General features: G+C 65.5%; 2 protein-coding genes. One reads left to right on the forward strand and one right to left on the reverse strand.

Annotated elements, in window-relative coordinates; genetic code table 11:
* The first annotated feature begins 72 nt into the window (after positions 1-72).
* Complete coding sequence (locus tag PKE44_RS18345) at positions 73-963, forward strand: WYL domain-containing protein (protein WP_324554121.1); 891 nt, start codon at positions 73-75, stop codon at positions 961-963.
* A 291-nt stretch (positions 964-1254) separates the two neighbouring features.
* Here the strand turns inward: PKE44_RS18345 and PKE44_RS18350 are convergent, their stop codons facing one another.
* Positions 1255-2277 (reverse strand): PHB depolymerase family esterase, encoded by a 1023-nt coding sequence (locus PKE44_RS18350; protein ID WP_324554123.1) that lies wholly within the window; start codon positions 2275-2277, stop codon positions 1255-1257.
* Between the last annotated feature and the right edge of the window lie 143 nt (positions 2278-2420).

The following is a 2420-nucleotide window of genomic DNA, read 5'->3' on the forward strand; positions in this document are numbered from 1 at the left end:
GCGACAACGGCTGCAATCCTAATCCATCAAGTCAAAAATTCCATCTGTTTTTTTTACTGATATATTTTACATATGAACAGACGCCCCCCGCCCCCCGCTGTTACCGAACTCGATCCCGACGGGCTGCGCCTGTCGCTGCGCGAGCGGCTCGAATTCATCGAGCTGCGCCTGTACTGGGAAGGCCGCATCAACCGCGGCGACATCGCGGCGCGCTTCGGCGTGACGCTGCAGGTGGCGACGGCCGATCTGAACCGCTATCAGGCGCTGGCGCCCGCGGCGATCGAGTACGACCGCAACGCCAAGGCGTACTACGCCGCGGCCGGCTTCGAGCCGCGGCTGATCCGCCCCGATGCGCAGGCCTGGCTGATGCAGCTGCAGGCCCTCGGCAGCGGTCTGATCGCGCCGGCCCAGGGCTGGCTCGGCTGGCAGCCGGAGTGGGCCACGCATGCGCAGCCGCAGCGTCTGGTGGCGGCGGCCACGCTGCGTCAGGTGCTGGTCGCGATCCGCGAGCGGCGGGCCCTGCACGTGTGCTACCAGTCGATGTCCCGCCCCGAACCGCACTGGCGCTGGCTGAGCCCGCACGCGCTCGCGCATGACGGCTGGCGCTGGCATGCGCGGGCGTACTGCCATGAGCACGGCGATTACCGGGATTTCGTGCTCGCGCGCTTTCTCGACCTCGAGGCGCCGGCGGGCGATGCGCAGGGCAGTGCGCCGGAAGACCTCGACTGGCAGACCCGGGTGAGGCTGCGCATCGCTGCCAATCCGGCCCTGAGCGAGGCGCAGCGCCGGATCATCGAGCTGGACTACGGCATGACGAATGGATCGGCGGAAATCATCTGCCGGCGCTCGATGCTCTATTACACGCGCCGGCAGCTCGGTCTCGTGGAGGGCGAGGCCGCAGTCGCTGCGGATCGGCAGCTGATCCTGCTGGAGGCCCCGGAGGAAGCGCCGGGCACTTCCTGAATCGTATCTGCCACAGGGCGCGAAGGGCTGATAACACTGATCATACCGATCACACGTGAATGCATGGCTTTTCTCCCCCGCTCCCCAACTCCTCTCCCACAAGGGGCGAGGGGCTGAAAGACAAGGCGTTCCGGTGTGACCGGCATCACGGTCCGCAGGAATCGCAGCGGGCAGGAAACTGGCAGCGGTGTGCAGTGGCACTCATGAAAAACGCCGGATTCGCATGCGAATCCGGCGTCCGAGGTCATTTCCGTGCCGGTACGTGCCGGCAGGATGTGGCCGGCAAAAGAATCAGGGTTTCGCGACCAGCGTCTGCACCATCGTCCAGATCGCCTCCATCTGCACGCCGGATTTCAGTGCGTAATTCGAGCCGGTGTAACCCCACCAGTCCCAGCAGCCCTGCGGATTGAACGGGATCGTGTAGGAGACATTGACCTGCGGATACAGCACGACGATGTCATTGCTGTCCGCCCAGTTGTTGTAACCGGTCCTGCTGTAGACATCGTCGCCGACCGCGGCAGCCGACTGCAGGCAGCCGTGAATGGCGACATGCACCTTGCAGGCCGCGCCGTCGGCGCAGGATTTCGGCACGTACAGGTAGCCGGTCGGCGCCATGCTGCTGATCGCCGGCGCAAACGGCCGCTGGTCGAATTCGACGATCTTGCCGCTCAGCGTCGTCACCGGCGCCTTCAGCGTGCCGTAGATGTGCTGCAGGATCGCGCCGGCCTGGTCGTAACCGGTGCCGTCCTTGATGCAGTGGCTGATGTACGGGCCGGCGTTGGCGCTGCAGTCGTTGCCGAAGGACGGCGTGATGAAGGCGTGGCCGGCCGGCACGGTCTTCACGTACAGCAGGTTCTCGGCCGGCACGCCGGCATAGGCGAAGAACGAGGCCGTGGCATCGACGGCGACCTGCTTGACGACGCTGTCGTCGGTGCCGCTGAAGATGTAGACCTTGTCGTTCTTCAGGTTGTCGAGGCTGTCGATCTGGCCGAGCGCGGCAAAGCCCTGTGCGGCCGATACCATCAGCGCCGGATTCGGCGCGACGAACGGTACCTGTCCCATGCAGATCGAGGTATTCGCAATCAGCCCGGCCGCGCAGTAATACGGACCGCCGGCGACGATGCCGGCGCCGGTGATCGTGGCCGAATACGCGACCTGCAGCTGCGCAGCCATGAACGCACCGGACGACAGGCCGGACACCGAGGTCTGATTGATGTCGCCCTTGAAGGACGGCAGTTTCTCGGCGGCGTAAGCAGAACTTGCGATCAGGCCGGCAAGCAGGGCCAGAACGGACGTGCGACGGGACAGGCGCATGAAAGCTCCTTGCAGGACGTGCGGGAGGTGGAAACAGGCGTGCGAAGTCGCGGCAGCGGGCGCGCGGCTGTTTCGCCGCGTCACCGGTAAAGGCCGCCCGGTGCTTATAACCCGCGTGCAAGCGCAGTCGCCACCCTCGAAAC

Origin of the sequence: Plasticicumulans sp. (genome assembly GCF_035331805.1) — a bacterium.
GTDB lineage: Bacteria > Pseudomonadota > Gammaproteobacteria > Competibacterales > Competibacteraceae > Plasticicumulans.

Coding starts and splice junctions, on each gene's coding strand:
- PKE44_RS18345 (WP_324554121.1), top strand. CDS start 73: ATGAACAGACGCCCCCCGCCCCCCGCTGTTACCGAACTCGATCCCGAC.
- PKE44_RS18350 (WP_324554123.1), bottom strand. CDS start 2,277: ATGCGCCTGTCCCGTCGCACGTCCGTTCTGGCCCTGCTTGCCGGCCTG.